Genomic DNA, 21,390 nt, shown 5'->3' on the forward strand with positions numbered 1-21,390 from the left:
CCACTGGCGGTCAAAAACTCTTGGTGGAACAGGCATTTTGCCTGTTCAGGAGAATGCTGCAATATGCGAGTTAAGCTGTTGGGCATCTAAATTGTATTTTTAGGGCGGGCTTTCGGGCCCAACCCCTACTCCCCACAAGACTTTTCTTAAATTTGACTATACAATTTAAATGCACTTGGGCTTACCTTGACTTTGATTGTCAAAATTCAGGGGTTTAAACTCCTGTATGGCGGAGGAATATTTTTAGGGTGGTTTATAAATCTCCATCCTAAAAACCAGGCGATTCATCTGTCAACTGTCAACTGTCAACTGTCAACTGTCAACTGTCAACTGTCAACTGTCAACTGTCAACTGTTTATGATGCAATATCGCAGATTCGGTCGCACAGAATTATCCATGCCCGTCTTTTCCTGCGGTGGCATGAGATATCAGTACAAATGGCAAGACGTGCCAGCCAATGAAGTCCCCCCAGACAATCAACAAAATCTAGAAGCGACGATTAGCTACTCAGTTGAATGCGGAATCAATCACATAGAAACTGCTCGCGGTTACGGCACTTCCGAGATGCAATTGGGGCGAATTTTGCCGAACTTTCCCCGCGAAAACTTGATCGTGCAAACGAAAGTTAGCCCCAAACAGAACTCCCAAGAGTTTCGCGAAGAATTTGATAAATCCTTAGCTTATTTGCAACTGGAATACGTCGATTTACTGTCGCTACACGGTATTAATACGTGGGAATTGTTAGAGGAGTCTATCCGTCCGGGCGGCTGCATGGATGTGGCGAGAAAGTTGCAAGCAGAAGGGAAAGTTAAGTTTATTGGTTTTTCAACTCACGGCCCGACGGACGTGATTGTCAAAACAATTGAAACCAATCAATTTGATTATCTTAACTTGCACTGGTACTACATCAATCAAAGTAATTGGCCTGCTATTGAAGCTGCTAAACGTCACGATATGGGCGTTTTTATTATCAGTCCTTCCGACAAAGGCGGTCAACTTTACAACCCGCCACAAAAATTAATCGACTTGTGCTATCCGCTGAGCCCGATGGTGTTTAATGATTTGTTTTGTTTGTCGCATCCGCAAGTACACACTTTGAGTTTGGGTGCAGCGAAACCTGAAAATTTTAACGAACATCTCAAAGTTTTAGAATTGTTAGATAGATCAGATGAAATTTTGCCTCCGATATTAGAAAAGTTAGAAAAAGCAGCAATTGATAAATTAGGAGAAGATTGGTTTAAAACTTGGCACGTCGGTTTACCAACTATAGAAAATACTCCCGGAGGTATTAATATTTATGTGATTTTGTGGCTGTGGAATTTGGCGCAGGCTTACGATACGATCGACTATTGCAAGATGCGCTACAACCTTTTAGGTAATGGGGGCCACTGGTTCCCCGGCCAAAAAGCCGTGAACCGTAGCTATCCCGTAGGGAATCGCCTCGATGAATTAGACTTGCGCCGCTGTCTAGCGCACAGTCCCCACGCTGCTAAAATTCCCGGTATTCTTCAAGCAGCCGATCGGCTTTTTGGGGGCGAAGCCATCCAGCGCTTGTCCCAAGAATAATCAAAAAAAACCCGGTTTCGAGACAGAAACCGGATTAGTGAACCGGAGCACGTGAGTTAGTTACGCGCACACAATTAGCCTATACTTGAGAAACTCTCACAACCATCGCCCATCCGTCTCATCCATTCGGGCGATACCACTTTTTTTCTCAACTCACTCCCATTTTGCTTTAATCTGAGATAAAACAGTTAATAATTCACTTAGGTACTTTTTATGACTCTCAAACGCCGAGATTTCTTGTATTTAGTGACAGCCACCGTCGGAGCTATTACCGCAGGTGCTTGCCAAGCGTCAGGAAATAATGTATCGCAAGCAAGTCCAATTGCAGAAAGTCCAAAAATAGCCCAAACTCCGGGGCCTTTTACACTACCACCTCTGCCCTACGAATACAATGCTTTAGAACCGCACATCGATGCGCGGACAATGCAATTTCACCACGACAAACACCACGCCGCTTACGTTAAAAACCTCAACGATGCTGTCAGTAAATACCCGCAACTCAAAAATATCTCTGCGGAAGATATGCTGCGAGATTTGAGCAAAGTGCCGGAAGATATTCGCACAACCGTGCGTAACAATGGTGGCGGACACCTAAATCACAGTATGTTTTGGGAAATCATGGGTCCCAACGGCGGCGGCGAACCCACAGGGGCACTTGCAACAGCAATTCAGCAAAATTTCGGCAGTGTTGACGATTTTAAAACAAAATTTAACGATGCCGGCGCCAAGCGTTTTGGCAGCGGTTGGGTGTGGCTAGTCCGCAATAAAGCTGGCAAACTTGAGATTACAACTACGGCAAATCAAGACACTCCTTTCATGGAGGGCAACTATCCAATTATGGGTAACGATGTTTGGGAACACGCTTATTATCTCAAATACCAAAACCTTCGCGCCGACTACTTAAAAGCTTGGTGGAATGTTGTTAATTGGGCGGCAATTAACAAGCGCTACGAAAAGGCTATCGGGTAGTTTTCAATTAGATGAAATACAGGACACGGCCGATGAAATACAGGACACGGCACTGCCGTGTCCCTACTAGCGCACGGGACGCTCGAACTGCTGTACAACTTTCCGCAAGTAAACGCAGTGCCGCGCCCCCTGACTCGTCGGCGTTGTGAATGCTTCGACTGACTCAACTGTGCCGCCCAAATGCTCGCTCGCCCTTTGCAACTCGGTTTCTTCCTCCACCGTCCAATTCCCTCGGTAAAGTACAGCTAAACCGCCATTTTTCAGCAGAGGCAGCGCGGATTTAGCGCAGAGAGGAGCGGCTCCCACTGCTCGAAGAACTGCTAAATCGTAAGCTTGTTTGTGCTGTGGCTGTCGGGCAATTTCATCGGCTCTGCCCAACAAAGTCGCCGCATTTTCTATCCCTAAAGACGGCACAACTGTTTCCAAAAAAGTAATTTTTTTGCGAGTAGAATCCAGCAAAGTAACTGATAAATGCGGCAGGGCGATCGCGATCGGCAACCCCGGAAAACCCCCACCAGTGCCAATATCAATAACTTTATGCACCGAATCTAGGGGCAATTCGCTATTTTTTCCTGCACTGTTATTAGCTGGCAGCAGTCTCGCAATTCCCCGCAGAGAATCCCACAAATGTTTTTCCCAAAACTCCATCGGCTCAGTAATTCGAGTTAAATTCAAGGAGCGATTTCCCTCGACAATTAACTCATAAAGCCGCTGAAATTTTTGTTGCTGCGACTCATCCGGCTGCCAATTCAGCGTTTTTTGCCACAACTCGTTCATCTGGGGCAACACAGGCATTTTAATCTCATTCATCAGATTCTATTTCCACTCTTTTCTTTGAGTCCGCACAGGCGGACTTTGTTTGTGTAGTCGCGAATTATATTCACCGAGAATTTCTTCAGTCCGCGCAGGCGGACTTTGTTTGTGTAGACGCGAATTATATTCGCTGCCAATTGATTTAGACGCGAATTCTATTCGCCGGGAAACCATTGGAAACGCCAGAAAAATCAAACGCAACTCGTTTCCTTAGCTTCTAATTTAGCCCGATCGACCTCCTGCAAATCCCCGTGATCTAAAGTCCAAAATCGGTCAGCAACGCTCAGCAAATCGCTAGCATCGTGAGTGACAATCAACAAAGTCCAGTGACTTTTCAACTTACTCAACAAGCTTACCAACTGCCGGCGCATCGACCAATCCAAACCCGCCGTCGGTTCGTCCAAAAGTAGCAAATGCGGCTGCCGAATTAGCTGCACCGCCAGGGCTACCCTGCGCTGTTGCCCGCCACTCAAAGCGTGGGGAGAAGCGCGCAGCGGCAAATGTCCGAGTCCCACTTCTGCCATTGCTTTGTTGATTTGTTCTTGTCCCAATTCAGGATGCCCCAGTCGCAATTCTTCTAAAATTGTGCCTCCGCAAAAATGCCTTTCTGGAAACTGAAATACTAACCCTCCTAATTGTTGCAAGTGTTCCGGTGTTAATTCTTGTTCCCGCCAACGGATGTCGCCGCTAGTTTTTTCCGCTAAACCTGCTAATATTTCTAATAGCGTACTTTTGCCTGAACCGCTGCGGCCCACAATCAGCCCCATTTGCTGCGAGGGAAGTTCTAAGTTAATATTTTTCAGAATAGGATTCGGACAGGCGGTAGGATGATATACTAAGTTTTTTAGATAAAGCATTAATGGCAGTTGTTAGTTGGCAGTTGGCAGTTGGCAGTCAGAAAAATAGTTATTGTTGGATGAGGTAACTCCTGGTTGTGCTATTAATAGTTAAGGCTATTTCTGGTTGTTGCCGATCGCACACAATTATTTTACATAAATCTTTACAAAAATTTCCTTTTTTTTCAGGATGGGCGTTTGATTTTTTGGTTTTTTTATGGTATATTTTAATAATGCAAATCTGTCCTTTAATACATTACAAGTCACACTTCCATTATTAAAATATACCTCAACAACCACAAAAAATCAAGCAAATTTTACTTTTTTGTTGGTCGCGGCCCGAAAGTCTGAAAATTTAACTCTCTTGTTTCTAGTTTACAGTATATTACATTGAGAGAATTGACGATGACGAAAACCCCTTTAGCATCGCTTGGCAAGCAAATGTTAAGTTCTAAACAGACAGTGCGGGCGATCGCCTGTGCAGGAGCGATCGCCCTCAGCATCTGCATTAACTCAGCAGTAGCGGGCGATCCCTTTCGCAGCAGCAACGCGCAGGCGATCGGGCCCAACACCGAAACTGCTTTCAAAACAATGTTTCAGCAAGGAAACTACAAACAAGCAAAAACTCAAATTCAACAAGCACTATCAACCGAACCAAACGAGCCGCTAGCCTATGCAATGGCAGCCTCCCTATCCTACATCGAGCAGGACTTAAACTCGATGAATTCCTACGCACAAAAAACCCGCGAAGTCGGCGAAAAATTGACTAAAACTAATCCATTGCGCGGCAATATTTACACAGCAGCAGGTCACTTTCTAGAAGGGGCGAACATTATAGCCAAAGAAGGAACAGCCAAAGGCGCGCCCCAAGCGTTGAGTAAATTGCGAGTAGTATTTCAATACCTAGATGCCGCCGATAAAATAGCGCCCAACGACCCCGAACTCAACCTGCTCAAAGGCTACATGGACTTAATTCTAGCCACAAATCTGCCATTTTCCAACCCTAACGAAGCCATTCAAAGACTCGAACAAAAAGCCTCTCCTCGCTACTTAGCTTATCGCGGCATGGCAGTAGGATATCGAGACTTAAAAAAGTACGATCGCGCTTTAGAGTTTGCCAACAAATCTCTAGCAGAAACGCCCAACAATCCCGAAGTTCTCTATCTAAAAGGACAAATCTTGTTTTCCCAATCCCAAGGGAAAGACAGCAACAAAACCTTACTTGAGGAAGCCCGAAAACACTTCGACGCAGCCTTAGCAAAACCCGACCAACTGCCACGCAGTTTAGTAGCAGAAATTTTCTTTCAGCAGTGCAGAACCCGTAACCGTCTCGACAGCCAATCTCGCGCCTGCGACCCGATGCGCGATAAAATTAGAGATGCAGATGGAGTCTGGGGGCCGGCGGCCTTACCACCACTATAAAAACACCAAAAAACTATGCAAGTAGAGTTTCGCGAGTTTAACCCCTTTGACCTCTGGATTTGGCTGAAGTTCAGCAACGTGCCTTCAAACGGTGAAAAACAGTATGTTGAAGAAGTGTTTGACTCTTGGTTTTTCTTGGGAAAACTGGGAGGATTTAATGCAGAAAATTTGCAAGTTCAAGATGAAGGCTTAGATATCAGTCAGATGAATTACGATGTTAATCTAGCCGACCAAAGCATGATGGCTTTGATGCACAATATGGGAGAAATGGAGTATCAAGGTTCTTGGGCTCGCTGCTGGTTTGATTTGGGTACTAGCGATGCAATTGGCCTCGATGTCTTGATTAATGTTTTCCAGCAACTCAGCAAAGAATTCGTAACCATTGAAAAACTCATTATTGGCGGGGAAAATAGAAACTGGCCCGTTGACACCAGTCGCCGTCGAGAGACTTTTGCCGCCGATAATTAGTGATTAGTGATTACTCATTAGGGGCGGATTCTACTCGTTACTACGCTCTGCCTGGTAACACATATCCGGAGGCTCTGCCTCCTATTTTGCTGCTCCGAAAGCGAGGCAGAGCCTCTGGACATTGATTCCTAGACATAGCCTAGGAACCAGTTAAGGATTGATCACTAATGACTGATGACTAATTATGCAAAAAGGTAAAGTTCGCGTAATTGTTTTAGGATTAATTCAATCGGGCGATCGCATTTTCGTGTCAGAATGCGAAGATCCGGTCAAAAAAGACACATTTTACCGCGCTTTGGGCGGCGGCGTAGAATTCGGAGAACACAGCATCGACGCTTTGCAAAGAGAGTTTCAAGAAGAAATTCAAGCCGAGTTGACAAACATCAAATATTTGACTTGTTTGGAAAACTTCTTTATTTATAATGACCAAGCCGGACATGAATTAATACAACTATACCAGTGCGATTTTGTCGATTCCAAATTTTATGAATTGGATAGTCTGGATTTTGCAGACGGAGATGGGGAGCATACTGCATTTTGGATGCCGATCGAGCGCTTTCGATCGGGCGAATTGCGCCTAGTTCCAGAGCAATTTATCGACTACTGCGAAGGCAAATAACTCAACCAATACCAAAAAACAAATACCTGATATGGGGGAATTCAACCTAAAATATTTGCCGAAGAGGCGAGTTTCACCTGAAATATTTGCGATAACTAACAGGATGAATAAACCCGCCCCTTCCTTCCGCCCCCCGCATTACCCGGATCTACCTTACACTAGGCAGAGTCCGCAACAGCTCATAGAGCAAAGAGTTGATAAAACCGAGGGCGATAGCCCCCAGCAAAGCACTCCAAATTCCCCAGCGCAAGCGAAATCCATCCACTAGCCAAGCCGCCAATCCAAAGATAATCGCGTTGATAACAATTATCCACAAACCAAAAGTTACCAACACCAATGGAAAACCCAAAACCACAAAAAGCGGCCGCACCAAAGCATTCAGCAATCCAAAAACCGCCGCCGAAATCATAGCTTTTCCAAAAGTGTCAATATCTACCCCGATGGGCAACTTGGAAATGATAAAAAAGCTGACAGAAGTAACCAGCCAAGCAATTACCAGCGAAATGATATCCATGTGCCAATCTCCTTAAAAAAGCTAAACATTAAATCGGAACAACAGCACATCCCCCTCTTGTACAACATACTCTTTTCCTTCACTGCGAACTAAGCCTTTTTCCTTAGCTGCATTCATCGCGCCCGTAGCAACCAAATCTTCATAACTCACAGTTTCGGCCCGGATGAAACCCCGTTCAAAGTCCGAGTGAATAACCCCTGCAGCTTGCGGTGCTAACATTCCCGCGATAATCGTCCAAGCGCGAGTTTCTTTCGGCCCGCTAGTAAAATAAGTCCGCAAACCCAATAATTCGTAAGTAGCTCGAATCAGAGATTTCAAGCCCCCTTCTTTTACCCCCAGAGATTCTAGGAAATCCGTTCGTTCTTCCTCGGATAACTCCACCAATTCTGACTCAACTTGCGCCGAAACTATGACAACCTTAGCATTTTCTTTAGCTGCTACTTCCCGCACTTGTTCGACATAGCTATTCCCTGTTGCTAAATCGTCATCAGATACGTTAGCAGCATAGATAATTGGTTTGTTGGTCAGTAATTCCAAACCTTTAACTAATTCAGCTTCTTCATCTGTGAAATTGTACTGCCGCGCTGGTTTCCCGGCATTCAAAACCACCACTAATTTTTCTAGCACATCCACTTCGGCCTGAGCTTCCTTGTTGTTGCGGGCTAGCTTGCGAGTGCGATCGAGCCTACGTTCAATTTGAGCTAAATCTGCTAGAATTAATTCGAGATTGATAATGTCAATATCTCGGATCGGATCGACAGAACCCGCAACGTGAATAATATCGTCATTCTCAAAACAGCGGACCACGTGGACGATCGCATCTACGGCCCGAATGTGAGACAAAAACTGATTTCCCAGTCCTTCCCCCTGACTCGCCCCCTTCACCAAACCCGCAATATCCACAAACTCCATCCGCGTCGGGACAGTTTGCACGGAATTGGAAATATTGCTCAGCACCTTCAACCGTTCGTCTGGCACTGCCACGATACCCGTATTTGGCTCGATCGTACAGAAAGGAAAATTAGCAGCAGTCGCCTTGGCATTAGCAACCAGAGCATTAAACAAAGTAGATTTGCCAACATTAGGCAGTCCGACAATTCCGGCAGTAAGCATAGCTATTTAGAAACATATCACTGTTTCAAAATATCATAAGCAATAGCAATATATCTGACTTGTCCCTTCTAACTTCTACAGCTAAGCTTGAATAAATATCTAACTTGAGGTAGATGGCTCAATGGTTAACAAGTGGTTAAGCAAAGTAACGATCGCTGCGGGGCTGTCGCTGCCCCTGTTAGGGCTGACAGCAGCTAGCGTTTTCGCTCAGATGGTCAAAATTTCGGTGGTTAACAACAGCGGCCAGACGATGACAGCAGTCTATATGTCTCCTCCCGATAAGGAGACTTGGGGAGAAAACGAGCTAGAGGCCCCCATTCCCGATCGGGAAAAGGCAGATTTTGAGTGGAATCGAGCTGACTACGGTGGGTCGGAGGCGGGCTGTGTTTTCGATGTCAGGGCCGAATACTCTGATGGCAAATCCACTGATTTGGAGGCTGTTGACCTTTGTAAAGAGACTGCGCTCAACTTCAATTAATCGATAATTTAGGCAAAAACCGAGTTTTTTCAAGTCTGATATTCAACAAAATGATTGGGGACTTTGGAGAAAGCCGGTTTTTGCGATCGACCTCACAAACAATCTTAAATTGTGCGATCGACTAAAACATAATTTAAACAGGTTCCGGGATTGTCTGAGGAATAGGCTCCGGCACTGTCTGAGGAATTGGAGAGGGTACAGTTTCCGGCACCGGTTCGGGAATTGGCTGGGGAATTGGCGCAGGTACCGGCTCCGGTACTATCCCGGGAATCGGTTCGGGAACGGGGCCCGGCACTGGTGGCGATGCGGGTATAGTCGGCAGCCCCGGTTCGGTACTGGGAATCTGCGGGCCGGGAAATGGAGTAGGGTTGGGAAAAATCACGGCAATTCTATTAATAACTCAATACAATCATGCTAGATAAAAAACTGAAAATACAACATCTATCTAAATAGTGAAAATTTATTAAAGTTGATATTTTGCACGATTTTTAATCCGCTTTTTGGAGTAGACAAAAGCAACCGGGTTGATCTGTATTTGATTTTTTATGCTGACCGAAATCAATTTGGTCACAGGCTCACGGTACAGCCCGTGAACCCTTGAAAAAAGCGTAGCGTACTCATCACCTGCGATCGCTGCAGCCCGTGGGAGCAATTCTTTAATCTCAAATCTCAAATCTCAAATCGCCCAATCGATCGCCCTCCGAAAAGCCTTGCCAGCCTGTGGTTTGGCACGACACCTAGCCAAAAGTACAGGTTCTGTCCTGTACTTACGGCCAGTTGGGAGCAGGCCTTTTGGCTAATTTAAGACTCAACTAAAAGCTAGGAACTTTTTGGGGATTATTCTCTTACGATTGAACCTAGCATCTTACCAGTCCACGAGGTAAAGAATGAACACCCTAGAATATACATTGCGTTTTAAAGACAATTCGGTGCTGAAAGCTCGCCCACTCGACACATCACTATTATCTCCAGATCAAATGCTCAAGTACAAAGCCGGAGAGGAAATTTTTATCAGTGCGTACACCCCTAATTTGCAAGGTAAGTATATTCGGGTTTATCTCGATGAATTTGATATTCGTTCACCAGAAACAGCCCCAAAACAATATTACTGTTTTGGCGATGATGTTGAAATCTCCTTAACGGCTGTTCCGCGAGGTGAGTCAGTTGCTCAACAGTACCAGCCGGTACTGCCGCCGAAAGTTGATTTAAAAGTTCCTTACCACTCTCAGCTCAATAATTTAAAACGTCCTTCAGGGGCGTGTAATGTCACTTGCATAGCAATGGTTCTCAAGTATTATGAGGTGGATTCTCGAACGCAAGAAGATATTAAAAACGATGTACAGCTTGAAGATGTGCTGTTCCGAAAAACAGAAGAGTGGGATGAAAAGGAGGGTTATCCTCTCGCAGACGGCACTTGTACGCGACACATCCCCATTTATCTTCAGCGGCTTCTCCGGGAGTGGGGTCAAAAATATGGCAATGGAAAACTTCAGAATACTTACTTCAAAAATGTTACCTCTGAACAGGAAATAAAACAGCATTTAGCTAAAGGTAATCCTGTTGTCATTCACGGTTATTTTACAAATGGTCATATCATTGTCATCAAAGGTTATGACGATGCAGAGGGAGTTTGGATCTGCAACGATCCCTATGGCAAATGGCTAGGTTATCAGGGTGGATATGACAATAACGCTAGCGGTGGAGATGTTCGCTACACTTATTCCGACCTTCGAGCTGTTTGGGATGTGGGTGGCGAGAGTTGGTGTCATTTTCCCGTTCCCTAAGTAAGCCTTGATATTTGTAGTGTCGGGTCTCCTAGATTGATAGTATCAAAACAATCGCTCTTCTCAACCCGCCCTTTCTTTCACCTTGTAGTCGGTCACAACAACTTCCCTAAAGTTATGACGCAAATTGATGAAGTAGCGCAAAAATTGCTAGACCTTGATGAAGATACTCTCAAGGCACAGCTTGGGATTCGGCTTCAAGAAATAGGGCAAGATACAACCGCACGTTCTGCTTCTATTGAGAGTCTGGAAGAGGAGCTAAACGCAACTCCCAGAGGTTTTAGTTCAGATAGTCTTGCTTTGAAATTTGGCGACCAATTCTTCAAGAAATTCAATATCAAATCCTATGAGTTGATGTGCGGCGAACTGTTAGACCCAGAACTGATAGCCAAAATTCAGGCAAGCTACAAAGAAAACTCTGAGAAAGCAGCGACATTTTTAGCCCCAGCTTTAGCAAGTCAACTCAATTTACCTTTTTCGATCGCCATGATTGTTGCGGTATTGATTATCAAAACCCTGGTTTCGGCAACTTCTACAGTTGCCGAAACCACATCGGAAACGGTCTGCGAAATTTGGGGAAAAAATCTGCCTGAAGAGACAGATACATTTAACGGCAAAGAATCGCCAACAGCAAACAGTGTTGCACAACAGCCAGTGAATTAATTATAGAGCTTATGCTTCACGGTTGAATTGAAACATAAAATCCAAAAAGTAAGGATAAATCACGATGGAACGGGTGCTGGAAATCTTCCCTGATGGAAGTCTTTATGAAATGGAAGGCGAGGTGGCGGTAAAGGCGATCGCCACCGAAGGACAAGTTAAATTGCTTTCAAAAGCTTTGCGATTCACATTAGCTAAAACCTTTGGGATCGCTCCTCCCGATAAAGTTCCTCCTCAAGTTATGGAAATAGCCGCTCGCGGAGGGATGACAATCAATCAAGACGGGGTGAATTTGATTAAATCCTTTGAGGGAATGGAGGTAGAAGCCTATCTTGATGCTGTTGGCGTTTGGACAATTGGATACGGACATACCCAAGGCGTATATGAGGGAATGACTATTACGGAAGCACAGGCGGAAGAATTGCTGAGAAAAGATTTAGCAGAATTTGAAGGGTATGTGTCTGAGGCTGTGCAAGTTTCTATCAATGAAAATCAATTTTCGGCGTTAGTGTCTTTTACTTTTAATCTGGGGCCTGAAAATCTTTTTGATTCAACTCTTTTAAAGCTTTTAAACCAAGGAGACTTTCAGGGAGCGGGCGATCAATTCCCGCGATGGAATAAAGCAGGCAGTCAAGAATTAGAAGGATTGACACGGAGGCGGAAGGCTGAAAGAGCTTTGTTTTTAGGGGAAGATTGGACAGTTTTTTAGGTTTTAAACTGTTGTTTAAGCCTCCTCAATAAACTAGAGAACTTTAAAAACCATAAAAACTGAAGAAAAATATGGCTAACGCAACCGATTCGACTCGCTCTAATTTCCACGCATTACTTATAGGAATTGATTGTTACCTACCCAATAAATTATCTGACGGTAGTTACTACAAAAGCTTGAAGGGATGTGTACGGGATATTAACCACGTAGAAGCTTTTCTGAAAAATAGGCTCCAAGTACCCGAAACCCAGATTGTGAAGCTAACAGCTTCTAATAATGCTGACGCTTCAATTGAGCCACCGGAACCAAAAGAACTGTGGCCAACCTACGAAAATATGATAGCCAAATTTAAGGAAATTACCGAGAAGGCTCAAGCTGAAGACCAGGTGTACATTCACTACTCTGGTCACGGGGGACGTGCGGCGACGATTTACCCCAACCTGAAAGGAGAGGATGGAATTGATGAGTCGCTAGTTCCCACAGATATCGGCGATTCAAACGCTCGCTATCTCCGCGACATGGAGTTAGCAAAACTTCTACAAAATATGGTGGATAAGGGGTTAGTCGTTACAGTCGCTCTGGATAGTTGTCATTCTGGAGGGGCTGCGCGAAAGATTGGAGATGACTGTGATATTCGTCGTTCAGAAGGGGGCGCTGTTGACACAACGCCGCGACCCATAGAGAGTTTAGTGGGATCTGCGGATGAATTGGCTCAAACGTGGAAAAGCTTGGCACAAAACAACCACAATACTCGCAACGTTACAAGTAGTGGTTGGCTACCTGAACCCAAAGGCTACACTTTATTAGCTGCTTGTCGAGACAATGAGTATGCTTACGAGACAGATTTTGATGGCGAGCGTAATGGAGCGCTGACTTACTGGCTCTTGAGGTCTTTAGAGAAATTTGGAACAGGAGTTACTTCCAAAACACTTCACGATCGCATTTTCGCTAAAGTCCACAGTCAGTTTGAAAAACAAACACCGATGTTGCAGGGAAAAAGCGATGGCACTTTCTTTGGAAATAACTTGGTATCTACCCAGTTAACTGTACCAGTAATACAAGTAAATTTAGAAGAGAATCGGGTTCAGTTGAATGCTGGTCAAGCTCATGGTTTGCGTCAAGGTGCAGAGTTTGTCATCTATCCATCTCAAACCGCAGATTTCACACAAACCAATCAGCGATTAGCTTTGGTTCAAATTACACGACTCGGTGCGGTGAATTCTTGGGCTACTATTACCCAAATGCTAGGAGAAAGCAAGATAGAGGATATTGAAGATGGCGCTCCCGCTTTATTGCTGTATCCTCATGTCCAACTTGTCAGTAAAGTACATTTGGTATTGCCAGAAGAAAAAGACCAACCTTTAGGAATAGATGCAAAAGTTGCACTGCAAGCCGTTGAGTCTGCAATGCCAGAAGGCAAAGGTTGGGTGGAGTTAGTATCTGGAGATGAAGCTGCTGATTACCAAGTTTCTATCAACTCAGCAGGTGACTATGAAATTTTGGATCGCACTGGAATACCAATTTCTAATTTGCGACCTACTCTGAAAGTAGACAATCCTAATGCCGCAGTTAGTGTATTAAAACGTTTGGTGCATTTGTCTAAATATCACGCCACTATAGATTTGGATAACCACGATCCGGAGTCTCCTCTTAAAGGAAAGATCGAGGTAGAGTTATTTGCCTTACCAGATGACTACGTACCTGGAGATAAGGAAGAATTAAAACCATTTAACAATCCTGGCAACGTACCAACCCTTGATGTGGATCGATACAGTTATTTGATTATTCGCAACAAATCTTCCCTATTTCTCAACATTACGGTGCTGGCAATTCAGCCGGATTGGAGTATCATAAAAGGCTACCCAACTGGCGCACCCTTTCAAACTGTAGATCCTGGCAAGGAAGTCAAGTGGCGGATTAATACAAGCCTTCCCAACGGTTCCCAGGAAGGTACGGATATTCTGAAAGTTTTTGCCACAATTGATGGGACTAGCTTTGATTGGCTGGAACTACCCGCATTAGATAAACCCATTGAGAGTAGAAATCCAGATAGAGCGACTACTCCATTAGCTAAATTTTTGGCTGCTTTCTTTGCTAGCGAAGATGCTCCTCCCACAAAAAATGTCAATTCTGCGGCTTATGCCAGTGAAGAATGGACAACAGACCAGGTAACGCTTGTTGTAAAAAGAGGTGTAAGCAGCCAAAGATAATTTTCAAAGCTTAGACGTAAAACTGTTTTTTAAGTGCATCTAAATTGTAAATTATTTAATCAATTATAAGATGCACCTTCGCTTTTTTGTAAATAAAGGTGAGGTAAGGCAATGAGTTGGAGCCCAGATAAAACAAATTTCGATCGCAACATAGCAGTCGTTATAGGCATCGACAATTATCAAAATGGAATTCACCCACTGAAAACAGCCGTCAATGATGTTAGAGCGATCGCAGATATTTTAGAACAAGAATATGAGTATCAAGAAGTAATCAGACTATTTTCCGAGCATGGCGAAGCTACATTGGCAGAAATCAATAAACTATTGTTTGAAACACTGCCCAATGAAGTTAAATTGACGGAAGGCGATCGCTTACTATTCTACTTCGCTGGACATGGCATTGCACGTAATAGTGAAGATGGGCCAGCAGGAGCTTTAATTCCTCAAGATGCCAAGTTAGGAAAGTGGGAGACTTATCTACCCATGCGGAAGTTGAATGAAGCACTTTCTAAACTCGATTGTCATCATTTATTAGTGATTTTAGATTGTTGCTTTGCTGGGAATTTTCGCTGGTCGAGTAGTAGAAATGTTATTTCCGCTTTAGAAACTATTCACAGAGAGCATTACGATCGTTTTATTCGGTATCCAGCTTGGCAAGCCATCACCTCTGCTGCTCATAATCAAGAAGCCCTAGACTATACTGATGAGCGAGGAATAGATAAAGATTCTCTGCATTCGCCTTTTGCTAAAGCCCTAATTAATGGGTTGAAAGACATGAAGGCAGATTTAACTGGGGATAAGGTGATTACAGCCCCAGAACTTTATCTGTATCTGCGCGATAGTTTGATCGGTAAAGATGGCTATAGCGAATTACAAACTGCTGGACTTTGGCCTTTACAAAAGCATGACAGAGGGGAGTTTATTTTTACTTTACCAGGTTTTGTGCGAGAAAAATTAAAGCCTGCTCCCCCACTGGATGAAAATAACAATCCCTACCGAGGTTTGCAATCCTTTGACGAGCAACACGCACGTTTCTTTTTTGGCAGACAACAGCTAGTTAACCAATTATCGGTTCGAGTGTCTCGACCAGTATCTCAACCAGAACAACAACTGACAGTTGTTTTAGGAATATCGGGTTCCGGTAAATCGAGCTTAGTAAAAGCTGGGTTGATTTCTGATTTACGAAAAGCTACCAACTCATTCGATATTACTCTCATTTATGCTTGCATAATTACTTTGGCAATTTTGGAAGTTAATCCTGATATTTCTCTCAAATTTCTGCCTATAAGCTACGCACATCAATGGGAGATTTTAGAACCAATGCGTCCGGGTGAATCCCCCTTTGATGCCTTAGCAAAAGCAATTCTTCCGCTCGTGGAAACTCAAGATAAGTTAGCTGATAACTTAAAAGAAAATCCTGAACATCTTAGCTTGTTTTTATCTACTTGGAGCCAAACCAATCCAAATCGCAAACTCTTACTGGCAATTGACCAATTTGAAGAGTTAATCACAATGAGTCGCCAGGTAAATCCTGCTAACAACCAATCTGAAGAAAAAGAGGATATTCAGAAGCAGTTTTTAGCCTTGCTTGTCAACGCTCTAAAGAAGTGTCCGCAACTTCATATTGTGTTAACTTTGCGTTCTGACTTTGAGCCTCGGTTTATTCAATCTGCGCTTAAAGAATATTGGACAGAAGCGCGTTTCCCAGTGCGAGCTATGAATTTGGATGAGTTACGGCAGGCAATTGAGCAGCCAGCAGCTGAAATGGCATTATATTTCGAGCCAGCTAACTTAGTGAATCAGCTGATTGATGAAGTGAGTCAAATGCCGGGAGCTTTACCGTTGTTATCATTTACCCTCAGCGAACTTTATATTAAGCTGCATCAAGCATGGGTAAAAGATGGTAAGCAAGAACGTGCCTTAACTGTAGATGAAGAATTTTACAAACAGGGTGGTATTGCGGGTTCTTTGAGTCGCAGAGGCAATGAAATCTATAATAGTTTACCGGATAATGCTCACAGAGATACGATGCGTCGAGTAATGCTGCGGATGGTGGCGATCGAAGGTGGGGAACCAGTACGGCGACGGGTGCCATTATCAGAATTGAATTACGCCAACAAGCAAGAGCCAACCCAACTAGATGAGAAAGAAAATCAGCGAGTCAAAGTAGTCCTAGAATCTCTTGATAAAGCTCGCCTTGTTGTTAGTGGACAGGAAACGGGAGAACCTTATGTAGAGCCTGCCCATGATTTCTTAGTTAAAGGGTGGGATAAATTACAGAAATGGCAAGAGGAGGAGCAGGAAAATTTGCTTTTGCAACGGCGACTGACACCTGCTGCTTTGGATTGGAAAGAGAAGGAACAGCCCCCAAGTTTGTTAGCAAAAACTGAACCTTTTTTAACGAGTTTAGACAAGAAGATCGATCTTACGCAAGACTGGTTAAAACAAATCCAAGAGAAAGATATCCAACAACTGCTGCAAGAGGCAAGAGTGCGGTTACAAAGCACTACCTTGGAATACAAAAGCCAGGAACAACCATCAACTTTTTTAAATAAGACTAAACCTTTTTTAAATTTGTTAGACCAAACATTCGGCTTTGCTGAAGACTGGTTGAGCAAAGTCAGACAGAAAAATACTCAAGAAAATCCGCGTGAAAAGAAGGCACAGTTTCTTTGGAATGGGAATCCTTATCTTGATGTCTTAAGAAAGACTCTTAAATCTCGCGACTACTGGTTTAACCAAGTGGAAGCTGAGTTTGTGCAGCAAAGTATTTGGCAGAGGCGCAGAAATGTTAATTTGCGTTGGGGAATTGCAACTGGAGTAATTCTGGGATTGAGCTGGTTAACTGTTTGGGCTTTGAGAGAGCAAAGAATAGGTGTAATTGGTCAAATAAACACTGCTAGGCAATCCTCAGAAACTGGCTTACGCTCAAATTATCTAACCCTAGACACTTTGATTCAGAGTTTACAGGCTGGCCAATCCAGTAAACACTGGCTGTTGCGAGTAGCGCCACCTGACTCACAGCTACAAAGTCAAATCGTTGCTACCTTACGTAGGGCTGTTTATCTCAACAAAGAGCAAGAACGTTGGCAACTCCCTCCCGATGAAGTGGTACAGGATACCCTTGTCAGCCGGAATCGCAAGCTATTGTGGGCTACTACAAAAAACAAAGATACTATCTGTGTCGGAGACATAAACAATAGGCAATGCAACAAAATACCAACAACTCTTGGCTCAGTGATTGATGCCAAGTTTAGCCCTGATGGTACAAAACTAGCGTTAACCAGTGAGAGTTTTCGAGGAATCTATCTATGGGACTGGGAAAACGGACATTTTTATCAATCATCAAGGCTTCCTGGTGCTGTAACAAGCATCAGTTTCAGTCCAGGTAGCAAAACACTGGCTTTCATTAGTAATTATGTCGTGTACTTGTGGACTTGGAACAATCCACAACCATATCAACTATATCCATTAACAGACTCACAAGTAAAGGCTCAAGGGATTACTTTTAAAAAGGATGGCAATTTACTGGTAGCTACCAGGGATACCAATGGGACGGATCTCTTTTTATGGAACTGGAACTATCGATACAATAAATTCACAGGCCCAAGTAAGTTCACAGGTGAGTTTTCTCAGTTTCCAGTTGATGATGTCATCATTAATCCCAATGGTGAGAACTTGGTAATTACCTTTGGGTCGGAACGAACAGTAGGACAAATTAGTCAGTTTTGGAATGTAGGAAAACGCACTCCCAAAGAAGAATTAGGTCAGGTTTTTAGAGTGAGTTATAGCCTCAATGGCGAACAATTAGCTATCACAGATTATGACGGCACTGTTCGCTTGTTAGATGGGTTTGGCAACCGAGTAACTGAATTAAAAGGTCATCAAGGCTTAGTCTCTAGTTTCAGTTTTAGCCCTGATGGTAAGCAATTCCTCACGGCTGGAAATGACAATACTATCCGTCTATGGAACCTAGAGAGTGAATCATTGAGCCAACCACAAGAAATGCAAAACTTAGTTCAGGCAATAAGTTTTAGCCCTGATGGTAAGAGATTAGCAACTTTAGAAGAGGGGAAAATTCACCTACGAGATTTATCATCAGGCCAAGATTTGAAAAATTTATCTCCGAAGTATAGCCCAGAAAGTAAATTGATTTTAGCTCCTGACGCTAAGCAAGTGGCAATCATTCAACCTAAAGACATTCGTTTATTGGATTTGTCATCAAACCAAGAACAAAAGCTTCTAGAACATGATGAATCAGTAAACAGCGTAAGTTTTAATCCTGATGGGACAAAATTAGCAATTTTTGAGGGAACTTCGGACTCGCCAAATTCTTTGCGCGTGTTGGATTTTAAACGCAAACAAGAGAAAAAATTTAATTGGGATGAAGGCTTCATTCAAAGCGCAATTTGGAAATCCGATACCAAGGGAGAAAAACTGTTAGTAGCTATGGCTGATGTTATGTCCACCTACGGTAGTGTTGCCATTTGGGATTTCTTTTCTCGTAAACAGTTGGCAATTTTACGTCTGGGAAGATTGAGAGTTAGAGATATTGACAATATTAGCTTTAACAATGATGGCAGTTTAGTCGCCATTAAAGCGGGACAGACTATGATCTTATGGGATTTGCAAAGCAATCAGTCTGTTGATTTTAATTTAAGTTCTAACGAAACTAGCTCTGATGACAATACTAATCAAGTAAAGTTTGGCGAAATTAGCCCCGACGGTAGTGTCATAGCTACTATTGACGAAAAAGGTAATGCTAAGTTGTGGCATTTGGGAGGATTTGACAATTTATTAACCAAAGGTTGCACTAGAGTACGCAAATATCTAGCAACCTTTAATGAAACAGACAGCGATCGTCATGTGTGTGATGGGATCGAAAATTCTCGCCCTTAGAGTAATATTAAGCTTTCTAAGAGGGACATTCATTATTCCAGCCAATGAGACGAGCAGGAGTGCGATCGCCCTTCCCAACCACAACCAATAGAAATAGCGATCGCACTCTCTATCTCCCTTAGAGGATGTTTTAAAAGTCCAGGAAGGTATAATTTAGCCCTTCTGATTGGGCTTAGCTGAGACGATCAATCAAGGTTTGGGCCCATACTTAGATGCTTCTTTGTGCCAACTATGAGGTCAAACGACTCTTTTAAAACATCCTCTAACCCAAGAGTCGTATAAACAAAAGCCGATCGCCCTCCAAGACGCGATGGGGCGATCGGGCGGAGTAAAGGCCGATATTATCGAACAGATTGTATTGACTCGAAAGCAGGTCTTGGCTGAAAAAAAAGCCGCAGACTGTGGTATGATTTTGTGCTGTAACTGAAACCACAGCCCCTAGACAAACCATAAGTAAAGCAGTAGCCAGGATTTTCAAATGTTGGAGTATCATACTTAAGCAGTCGATGTTAAGTCATTTTAGAGAAGTTTGAAATTGAGACGGTGTTGCTTGTGGGCGATTGCAACGAAACAGGAAGCAGTCGATGCGATCGCGGAATTTCCAGCAATGGTTTCAGCAATTAATAACGTCCAGTGAAACCTCAGCGGTTGCTATAATTCCAAATATTCAAATCAAGATTAAGCGTGTCACCAGCAAACTCTCAACAACAAACGCCTCTATTAGATGCCTTGCGCGATCGCACAAATCAGCCACACGCCCCATTTTATGCCCCCGGACATAAACGCGGACAAGGAATCTCTCAACCCCTAATTGACTTATTCGGTGCGACAGTATTTCGATCGGATTTGCCGGAATTGCCGGAATTAGATAATCTCTTTAACCCAGAAGGTGCAATTGCCGAAGCTCAAGACTTAGCCGCCGCAGCTTTTGGAGCCCACTCAACTCGGTTTTTGGCTAACGGTTCGACTTGCGGAATTATCGCCGCCATCTTAGCAACTTGCGGCCCCGGCGATAAAATTATCTTGCCTCGAAATATCCACTCCTCGGCGATTTCAGGTTTAATTTTATCCGGTGCAATTCCAATTTTTGTCAATCCAGAGTACAACCCGGATTGGGATATTGCCAACAGCATCACCCCAGAAGCCACAGCCGCAGCATTAGAACAACATCCAGACACGAAAGCAGTAATGATAGTTTACCCAACCTATCACGGCGTCTGCGGGGATTTGCGGGCGATCGCCCAAATTACCCATCAATACAACATACCGTTATTAGTAGACGAAGCCCACGGCGCACACTTTAACTTTCATCCCAATTTGCCAGAACCGGCACTATCAGCCGGCGCCGATTTAACAGTACAATCAATCCACAAAACCCTCGGTGCAATGACACAAGCATCGATGCTGCACGTCAAGGGCGATCGCATAGATATCCAAAAATTAAATAGAGCATTGCAGTTAGTACAATCTACCAGTCCGAGTTACATACTATTAGCATCTCTAGACGCAGCCCGCCAACAAATCGCACTCCACGGCAAAGAGTTAATGGCGCAAACTTTACAGCTAGCAGAAAAAGCGCGATCGCGCATCAGTCAAATTCCCGGCTTATCAGTTTTAGAACTGTTAAATACACCGGGTTTTGCAGCATTAGACCGAACCAGGCTAACAGTAAAAGTATCAGATTTAGGAATCACAGGATTTGCCGCCGATGAAATTCTGCACTCTCAACTCGCCGTCACCGCAGAACTTCCCATGCCCCGACATTTAACATTTATTATCAGCTTGGGAAATACAGAAACAGATATCGACAATTTAGTTAAAGCTTTGACGATTTTAGAAGGAAGAAGGAGGAAGGAAGAAGGAAGTTCGGCAACGGATTCTGTAACGGATGTAACGGATGTAAAGGATAGAAGGAAGAAGGAAGAAGGAAGAGAGAAGAAGAAAGAGAGAAGAAGGAAGAGAGAAGAAGGAAGATTTGCCCAATCTCCCACTCTTCCACTCTCCCCCTCTCCCCCTCTCCTATCCCCCCGCGAGGCCTTCTTTTTCCCAGCGGAAACAGTACCCGCAGACAAAGCAGTCGATCGCCTGTGCGCCGAACTCATCTGTCCCTACCCCCCAGGAATACCAGTCCTGATGCCCGGTGAAATCATTACCCCAGCAGCCGTTGACTACCTGCAACAAATCCTTGCCGCCGGCGGAAAAATCACAGGTTGTAGCGATAGAAACCTCCAAACTCTCAAGGTTGTGCGACAGTAAATATTAAGGCTTGGGGGAAATTGGGAGAATTTCTACTTCTTCCACGAGTTCCAACTGCCGTCTTGCTTCAATCA

Annotated in this window: 17 protein-coding genes; 12 read left to right on the plus strand and 5 right to left on the minus strand. The window is 43.9% G+C overall.

The genetic code is table 11. The features are described from left to right. Positions 1–357 precede the first annotated feature (357 nt). The gene (locus QUA34_RS00270) at positions 358–1,566 is read left to right on the plus strand and encodes an aldo/keto reductase (protein WP_445242780.1); all 1,209 of its coding nucleotides are present in this window, start codon (positions 358–360) and stop codon (positions 1,564–1,566) included. Between the two features lie 213 nt (positions 1,567–1,779). Next, a complete protein-coding gene (locus QUA34_RS00275; protein ID WP_333309030.1) occupies positions 1,780–2,535 on the plus strand; it encodes a Fe-Mn family superoxide dismutase in 756 nt (251 codons plus the stop codon). Between the two features lie 66 nt (positions 2,536–2,601). On the opposite strand, the gene rsmG is transcribed toward QUA34_RS00275, so the two are convergent. Both rsmG and QUA34_RS00285 read right to left on the minus strand, forming a co-directional pair. After that, on the minus strand, positions 2,602–3,345 hold the full coding sequence (rsmG, locus tag QUA34_RS00280; RefSeq protein ID WP_333323922.1) for a 16S rRNA (guanine(527)-N(7))-methyltransferase RsmG: 744 nt from the start codon (positions 3,343–3,345) through the stop codon (positions 2,602–2,604). A gap of 194 nt (positions 3,346–3,539) precedes the next feature. Beyond that, entirely contained in the window at positions 3,540–4,205 is a 666-nt protein-coding gene (locus QUA34_RS00285; RefSeq protein WP_333081148.1) for an energy-coupling factor ABC transporter ATP-binding protein, read from the minus strand. A gap of 384 nt (positions 4,206–4,589) precedes the next feature. Between QUA34_RS00285 and QUA34_RS00290 the strand changes: the two genes are divergently transcribed. The 3 genes from QUA34_RS00290 to QUA34_RS00300 all read left to right on the plus strand — a co-directional run bounded on the left by QUA34_RS00290 (position 4,590) and on the right by QUA34_RS00300 (position 6,693). Continuing rightward, the gene (locus QUA34_RS00290; RefSeq protein WP_333323919.1) at positions 4,590–5,606 is read left to right on the plus strand and encodes a Sll0314/Alr1548 family TPR repeat-containing protein; all 1,017 of its coding nucleotides are present in this window, start codon (positions 4,590–4,592) and stop codon (positions 5,604–5,606) included. Between the two features lie 15 nt (positions 5,607–5,621). Continuing rightward, entirely contained in the window at positions 5,622–6,074 is a 453-nt protein-coding gene (locus QUA34_RS00295; RefSeq protein WP_333038358.1) for a DUF3531 family protein, read from the plus strand. Between the two features lie 184 nt (positions 6,075–6,258). Beyond that, on the plus strand, positions 6,259–6,693 hold the full coding sequence (locus QUA34_RS00300; RefSeq protein WP_333323917.1) for an NUDIX domain-containing protein: 435 nt from the start codon (positions 6,259–6,261) through the stop codon (positions 6,691–6,693). 148 nt (positions 6,694–6,841) lie between these two features. On the opposite strand, the gene QUA34_RS00305 is transcribed toward QUA34_RS00300, so the two are convergent. Together QUA34_RS00305 and ychF are read right to left on the minus strand one after the other, a co-directional pair. Then, entirely contained in the window at positions 6,842–7,207 is a 366-nt protein-coding gene (locus tag QUA34_RS00305) for a phage holin family protein (protein WP_333323915.1), read from the minus strand. Positions 7,208–7,228: 21 nt separating this feature from the next. Continuing rightward, positions 7,229–8,320: a redox-regulated ATPase YchF gene (gene ychF, locus QUA34_RS00310; RefSeq protein ID WP_333076677.1), complete on the minus strand. Its 1,092-nt coding sequence runs from the start codon at positions 8,318–8,320 to the stop codon at positions 7,229–7,231. Positions 8,321–8,441: 121 nt separating this feature from the next. On the opposite strand from ychF, the gene QUA34_RS00315 reads away from it, so the two are divergent. Then, complete coding sequence (locus QUA34_RS00315) at positions 8,442–8,798, plus strand: hypothetical protein (protein ID WP_333383142.1); 357 nt, start codon at positions 8,442–8,444, stop codon at positions 8,796–8,798. 133 nt (positions 8,799–8,931) lie between these two features. Here the strand turns inward: QUA34_RS00315 and QUA34_RS00320 are convergent, their stop codons facing one another. Further along, positions 8,932–9,180 carry a gamma-aminobutyric acid A receptor, epsilon-like protein gene (locus tag QUA34_RS00320; protein WP_333061712.1) on the minus strand — a complete coding sequence of 83 codons (249 nt, stop codon included), beginning with the start codon at positions 9,178–9,180 and terminating at the stop codon, positions 8,932–8,934. 505 nt (positions 9,181–9,685) lie between these two features. Between QUA34_RS00320 and QUA34_RS00325 the strand changes: the two genes are divergently transcribed. The 6 genes from QUA34_RS00325 (at position 9,686) to QUA34_RS00350 (ending at position 21,316) form a co-directional block, all read left to right on the plus strand. Next, on the plus strand, positions 9,686–10,582 hold the full coding sequence (locus QUA34_RS00325; protein ID WP_333323911.1) for a C39 family peptidase: 897 nt from the start codon (positions 9,686–9,688) through the stop codon (positions 10,580–10,582). A gap of 117 nt (positions 10,583–10,699) precedes the next feature. Continuing rightward, positions 10,700–11,245, plus strand: a complete 546-nt coding sequence (locus QUA34_RS00330) for a hypothetical protein (protein ID WP_333383146.1) — start codon at positions 10,700–10,702, stop codon at positions 11,243–11,245. 64 nt (positions 11,246–11,309) lie between these two features. Further along, positions 11,310–11,951: a lysozyme gene (locus QUA34_RS00335; RefSeq protein WP_333323907.1), complete on the plus strand. Its 642-nt coding sequence runs from the start codon at positions 11,310–11,312 to the stop codon at positions 11,949–11,951. 71 nt (positions 11,952–12,022) lie between these two features. Next, the gene (locus QUA34_RS00340) at positions 12,023–14,161 is read left to right on the plus strand and encodes a caspase family protein (RefSeq protein WP_333323905.1); all 2,139 of its coding nucleotides are present in this window, start codon (positions 12,023–12,025) and stop codon (positions 14,159–14,161) included. 111 nt (positions 14,162–14,272) lie between these two features. After that, positions 14,273–19,060: an nSTAND1 domain-containing NTPase gene (locus QUA34_RS00345; protein ID WP_333383150.1), complete on the plus strand. Its 4,788-nt coding sequence runs from the start codon at positions 14,273–14,275 to the stop codon at positions 19,058–19,060. Between the two features lie 684 nt (positions 19,061–19,744). Next, positions 19,745–21,316 carry an aminotransferase class I/II-fold pyridoxal phosphate-dependent enzyme gene (locus QUA34_RS00350; RefSeq protein WP_333323901.1) on the plus strand — a complete coding sequence of 524 codons (1,572 nt, stop codon included), beginning with the start codon at positions 19,745–19,747 and terminating at the stop codon, positions 21,314–21,316. The last annotated feature ends 74 nt before the right edge of the window (positions 21,317–21,390 follow it).

The sequence above is a fragment of the Microcoleus sp. POL10_C6 genome, from assembly GCF_036701585.1.
Lineage (GTDB): Bacteria > Cyanobacteriota > Cyanobacteriia > Cyanobacteriales > Microcoleaceae > Microcoleus.